At 71.7% G+C, this 5574-nt stretch carries 3 protein-coding genes; 1 reads left to right on the top strand and 2 read right to left on the bottom strand.

Translation table 11 applies throughout. The features are described 5' to 3' along the window. Positions 1-94: 94 nt before the first annotated feature. A complete protein-coding gene (locus V7E45_RS38380; protein ID WP_333778909.1) occupies positions 95-2674 on the bottom strand; it encodes an ABC transporter permease in 2580 nt (859 codons plus the stop codon). Then, entirely contained in the window at positions 2671-3459 is a 789-nt protein-coding gene (locus V7E45_RS38375) for an ABC transporter ATP-binding protein (RefSeq protein WP_333778908.1), read from the bottom strand. Before V7E45_RS38375 ends, V7E45_RS38380 begins: the two co-directional genes overlap by 4 nt. Before the next feature lie 451 nt (positions 3460-3910). On the opposite strand from V7E45_RS38375, the gene V7E45_RS38370 reads away from it, so the two are divergent. Beyond that, positions 3911-5407 (top strand): MFS transporter, encoded by a 1497-nt coding sequence (locus V7E45_RS38370; protein ID WP_333778907.1) that lies wholly within the window; start codon positions 3911-3913, stop codon positions 5405-5407. Positions 5408-5574: the final 167 nt, after the last annotated feature.

The raw sequence follows: 5574 nt of genomic DNA, 5'->3' as shown, positions 1-5574 counted from the left end.
CCCCCCCCCCCCCCCCCCCCCCCCCCCCCCCCCCCCCCCCCCCCCCCCCGGGTCCTTCCCCCGCAACCCCCGTGTGCGGTGGTCGTACGTCCGTCTAGTCGGTCGCGATGGCGTTCAGGACGTTCATCCGGCCGGCCCGGAAGGCCGGGATCAGGGCGGCGAACAGGCCCACGAAGGCCGAGGCGACGAAGACGGTGATGATGGTCGGCCAGGGGATGTCCAGGACCTTCAGGCCTTCCAGGGCGAGCAGCTTCTGGGCGGTGGCGCCCCAGCCCATGCCGAGGCCGAGACCCAGCAGGGCACCGAAGACGGCGATCACCACGGACTCCAGGCGGATCATGCGGCGCAGCTGGCGGCGGGAGAGGCCGATCGCCCGCATCAGGCCGATCTCGCGGGTGCGCTCGACCACGGAGAGGGCGAGGGTGTTCACCACGCCGAGGACGGCGACGATGATCGCGAGCGCCAGCAGGCCGTAGATCATGTTGAGGAGCTGGCCGATCTGGTCCTTCAGCGCCTTCTTGTAGTCGGTCTGGTCGCGCACGGTGTACTGCGGGTACTGGTGCAGGGCCGACTTCAGCGCCTTGTAGGCGGCCGCCTGCTGCCCGTCCTTCGCGGTGGCGAAGACCAGCTGGTCGAGCGGCATCTTGTCGGCGGGCACGTACTTCGCGAGGGTCGCGATGGAGGTGTACATGGCGCCCTGGTCGATGACCTCGTCGCTGCTGGTGATGGCGCGGACCGTCAGGTGGGCCGTGGAGCCGTCCTTGAACGCGACGGCGATCTTCGAGCCGAGGTGGATGCCGTGGGCCTTGGCGAACTTCTCGTGGACCGACATCGAGTCGGGCCGGTAGGCGTCCTCCAGATTGCCCGCGACGGTCTTCTTGCGCAGGTCGCGTGCGTACGTCGGGTCGGCCGCCGTGATGTCCGTGTCCTTGAGGGTCCGGCCGTCGGGGGTGGTGTAATCGGCGACGGTCGAGCGGTACTCGGTGACCCGCTCGAGGCCGGCCGTGGCCTTGATGGCCTTGACCGCCTGCGGGTTGATGACCTGGCCGTGGTCCTCCTGGATGATGAAGTCGGTGCCGACGGTCTTGTCGAGCTGGTCGGTGGCGGAGGCCACCATGGAGGAGCCGACCACCGACAGGCAGGCCACCAGGGCCAGTCCGATCATCAGCGCGGCGCCGGTGGCGCCGGTGCGGCGCGGGTTGCGCAGTGCGTTGCGCTCGGCCATCCGTCCGACGGGGCCGAAGACCCGCAGGATGACGGCGCCGAGGACGCGGATCAGGCCGGCGGCCAGCAGCGGGCCGATGACGACGAAGCCGATCAGGGTCAGCACCACGCCGAGGCCGAGCCAGGCGGAGCCGCCCGTGGCCTTGTCGGCGGTGCCGGCGACGTACAGGCTCGCGGTGCCGGCCCCGGTGAGGACCAGGCCGATCACGGCCCGGACGATCCCGGCCCTGGCGTCGGCGGGGGCGCCGGCGTCGCGCAGTGCGGCCATCGGGGAGACCTTGCCGGCGCGGCGGGCCGGCAGGTAGGCGGCGAGGACGGTGACGACCACGCCGAGCAGCAGGCCGAGCGCGGGGGTGGTCCAGGCGACGGTCAGGTCGTCGGTGGACAGGTGCATCCCGATGTTGCCCATGAGCTTCATCAGGCCGACGGCGATGCCGACGCCGGCGCCGACGCCGAGCACGGAGCCGATGACGCCGAGCAGCAGGGCCTCGACGAGCACGGACCGGTTGACCTGGCGGCGGGAGGAGCCGATGGCACGCATCAGGCCGATCTCACGGGTGCGCTGGGCGACCAGCATCGAGAAGGTGTTGATGATGAGGAAGATGCCGACCAGGAAGGCGATCCCGGCGAAGCCGAGCATCGCGTACCTCATGACGTTCAGGAAGCTCTCGATGTCCTTCTGGTTGGCGTCGGCGACCTCCTTGGCGGTCTGCACCTTGTAGCCGCTGCCGAGGGCCGCGATCACGTTCTTCTTCAGCCGCGCGTCGCTGACGCCCTCGGCGGCGGTCACGTTGACGTTGGTGTACACGCCGGTGCGGCCGACGAGGGTCTGCTGGGCGGTCTTCGTGTCCAGGTAGAAGATGGCCGCGCCGGGGTTGGTGACGGTGAAGGTGGCGATGCCGGACACGCGCGCGTGGTGCGTGCCGAGGGCGGTGATCACACCTATGTCGTCACCGATCCCGAGGTGGTGCTTCTTGGCGGTGTCCGCGTCGAGCATCACCTGGCCGGCGTCCTTGGGCGCCGCACCGGAGGTGATCTTCTTGGTGCGGGCGTCGATGTGGTTCCAGTTGCCGACGATGGTCGGGGCGCCGCTGGTGGGCGACAGCTTGTCGTTGTGCCCGTCGACGACGGTGACCGAGGTGGAGAACACCGTGCCCTCGGCCGACCGCACGCCCGGGGCCTTGCGGATCTCGCCGAGCACGGAGGCGGGCATGACCGGCGGCTTGCCGGTGCGGGAGGTGGTCTCGCCGGTGTCCGAGGAGCCCTTGGCGCTGACCGTGACGTTGGAGGACGTGGCCTGGAAGAGCTTGTCGAAGGTGGTGTTCATCGTGTCGGTGAACACCAGGGTGCCGGTGACGAACCCGACCGAGAGCAGCACCGCGACGGCGGACAGGGCCATGCGGCCCTTGTGCGCCAGGAAGTTGCGCAGGGAGGTCTTCAGGACGGTCATGACGTACGCCCCCGGGCGTCGAAGTCCTTCATGCGGTCGAGGACCTGATCGGCCGTCGGCTGGTGCATCTCGTCCACGATGCGGCCGTCGGCGAGGTAGAGCACGCGGTCGGCGTAGGAGGCGGCCACCGGGTCGTGGGTGACCATCACGATGGTCTGGCCCAGTTCGTCCACGGACCTGCGCAGGAATCCGAGGACCTCGGCGCCGGCGCGCGAGTCGAGGTTTCCGGTGGGCTCGTCACCGAAGATGATTTCCGGGCGGGCGGCGAGCGCCCGGGCCACGGCGACGCGCTGCTGCTGGCCGCCGGAGAGCTGGGTGGGCCGGTGCTTGAGCCGCCCGGCGAGTCCGACGGTCTCCACCACCCGGTCCAGCCAGGCCCGGTCGGGCTTGCGCCCGGCGATGTCCATGGGCAGCGTGATGTTCTCCAGCGCGTTCAGCGTGGGGAGCAGGTTGAACGCCTGGAAGATGAAGCCGATCCGGTCCCGGCGCAGCCGGGTGAGCTTCTTGTCCTTCAGGCCGGTGATCTCGGTCTCGTCCAGGTAGATCTGCCCGGAGGTGACGGTGTCGAGACCGGCGAGGCAGTGCATCAGGGTGGACTTGCCGGACCCGGAGGGGCCCATGATCGCGGTGAACCGACCGCGGGCGATGTCCACGTCGACGTGGTCCAGGGCGACGACCCGGGTCTCGCCGGACCCGTAGGCCTTCACGACCTGCCGGGCCCTCGCGGCAACGGCCGTCGTTCCTCCAGTGCCCCCGTGCCTGGGAATGGTCACAGCCGATGTCACGGTATGTCTCCTATGTCGGTCGACAAGTCGCGGATGCGCCCCGGCGGACCGGTGCGTCGTTCTGGGTACGTCGATGAGTCTCGCGTGCGGCGGCGGGCCGCGCGCTGGTGCGAAGACCCCTCTTGTGCGGGGGCTAACCCCACCCCCGCCGGTTCGTTCAGCCGCCCCCCAGCGGCGTAAAGCCAGATTAAGGACGGCACCGGGTCCTTCTCGTCCTCCGGCGGTACGAACCCTCCCCGAGCCCTGGTACGGAGGTACCCCTAGGGGTGGTCCACCGCCGGGTGGAGAGCTTCTCGGGGTCGGCTCCACCCTCCGGCCCGGCCAGGCTCCACCCTCCCGTCACGTCAGGGGCAAGTGGGAAGCTGTCGGGGGGCACACCACCTCGCGGCACGCGGGTGCCGGCAGGCGCGCCGCGGCAACACGGGCGCGGGGTACGGGGGAAGGGGATCCGGTGGGGAGCACGACACCCGTGACACGTGAGGGCGCCACCGCGCGGCGGGGCGACCGGGGCCGGGGCGCGGTCGTCGCCGCGCTGATGCTCTCGATGGCGCTGGCCGCGCTCGACGCCACCATCGTCTCCACCGCCGTCCCGCAGATCGTCGGCGACCTCGGCGGGTTCTCCGTCTTCTCGTGGCTGTTCTCCGGCTATCTGCTCGCCGTCACCGTCACCCTGCCCGTGTACGGCAAGCTGTCCGACACCTTCGGCCGCAAGCCGGTGCTGGTCGCCGGGACCGCCGTCTTCCTGCTGGGCTCGCTGCTGTGCGCGGGAGCCTGGAACATGGCGGCGCTGATCGCGTTCCGGGTCGTGCAGGGCCTGGGCGGCGGGGCGTTGCAGGGGACCGTGCAGACGCTGGCCGCCGACCTGTATCCGCTCAAGGAGCGCCCGCGCATCCAGGCCCGGCTGTCCACGGTGTGGGCGGTGTCGGCGGTGGCCGGGCCGGGTCTTGGCGGGGTGCTCGCCGCGTACGCCGGCTGGCGCTGGATCTTCCTGGTCAACCTGCCGATCGGCGCGGTCGCGCTGTGGCTGATCGTCCGTCATCTGCACGAGCCGGCGCGGCAGCGGACGGCCCGGGTGCGCGTGGACTGGGCGGGCGCGCTCGCGGTGTTCGCCTGCGGCGGGGTGCTGCTGACCGCGCTGGTGCAGGGCGGGGTGGCCTGGCCGTGGCTGTCGGCGCCCTCGCTGGCGCTGGCCGGCACCGGGCTCGCGCTGGCCGGGGCCGTGGTGTGGGTGGAGCGGCGGGCGGCGGAGCCGATCATCCCCGGGTGGGTGTGGCGGCGCCGTACGATCGCGGCCGTCAACCTGGCGCTCGGCGCACTGGGACTGCTGATGGTGGCGCCCTCGGTCTTCCTGCCGACGTACGCCCAGTCGGTACTGGGGCTCGGCCCGGCGGCCGCCGGTCTGGTGCTGTGCGTGTGGACGCTGACCTGGTCGGCGTCGGCGGCGCTCAGCCAGCACGTCTACCGGCGCATCGGCTTCCGCGACACCGCCCTGCTCGGCATCGGCCTGGGCGCGCTGATCCTGCTCGCGTTCCCGTTCCTGCCCTACCCCGGCTCCTGGTGGCAGCCGATGCTGCTGATGCTGCTGCTCGGCGGGGCGCTGGGGCTGTTCCAACTGCCGCTGATCATCGGGGTGCAGTCGACGGTGGGCTGGTCGGAGCGCGGGACCACCACGGCGTCGGTGCTGTTCTGCCGGCAGACCGGGCAGACCGTGGGCGCCTCCGTGTTCGGTGCCGTCGCCAACGGCGTGCTGGCCGCCCGCCTCGGCGGTGCCGGCGACCTGGAGTCCGTCACCCGCGCCCTGGCCGCCGGTACGGCCCCGGAGACCACCCGCCGCGCGATCGCCGCCGCGGTGCACGCGGTGTACCTGGGCGCGGCCGGCGCGGCGGCCCTGGCGTTCGTGGTGCTGCTGGTGGTGGCACCCCGGCGGTTCCCGGTGCGGCCGGAATGACCCCCGGCACCGCTGGTTAACGCGGGTAACCCCCCAGCTCGGACCCCGCTCCCGAGAAGTAAGCGCATACCGACCGGCCAGTTTGGGGAAATCGCCACGCGTTCCGCACCCCGCGAGTAGCGTGCGTGGCTCCGCCCCCCCAACCTCCCTGCGGTCCGCCCCCACGG

It is taken from the genome of Streptomyces sp. IBSBF 3136 (assembly GCF_036815105.1).
Lineage (GTDB): Bacteria > Actinomycetota > Actinomycetes > Streptomycetales > Streptomycetaceae > Streptomyces.
Note: the sequence above shows the minus strand (reverse complement) of the source record. Positions and strands in the feature narration are given on the sequence as shown.

Coding starts and splice junctions, on each gene's coding strand:
- V7E45_RS38380 (WP_333778909.1), bottom strand. CDS start 2,674: ATGACCGTCCTGAAGACCTCCCTGCGCAACTTCCTGGCGCACAAGGGC.